General features: G+C 57.7%; 1 pseudogene. It reads left to right on the plus strand.

The window, feature by feature from the left end:
- Window positions 1–407 (plus strand): annotated as a pseudogene (locus AC0L3S_RS39185) (acetate--CoA ligase family protein); the annotation flags it as partial.

A 407-nucleotide genomic window follows, 5' to 3' on the forward strand; every position in this document is an offset into this window, starting at 1 on the left:
CCGATAATCGGTCCGAACTGCTACGGCTTGATCAACTATGCAGACGGCGCTCTTCTGTGGCCGGACCATCATGGCGGGGAAAGGCTGCCCGACGGAGGGCGTGGTGTTGCCATTGTCACACAATCCTCCAGCATCGCGATCAACCTTTCGATGCAGAAACGTGGCTTGCCGATCGCTTTTCTTATGGCTGCCGGTAATCAGGCGCAGATCGGTCTTTCCGAAATTGCGCTTGCCATGATCGAGGACGGCCGCGTCACCGCGCTCGGTCTACACATCGAAGGGTTCGACTCTGTATCCGGTTTCGAAAAACTCGCGGCACGGGCAAGGGAGCTAAAAAAGCCAATCGTCGCGATCAAGGTCGGTCGTTCCGAACAGGCCAAGCAGGCGACGCTGTCGCATACGGCTTC

The sequence above is a fragment of the Bradyrhizobium sp. Ken01 genome, from assembly GCF_055807355.1.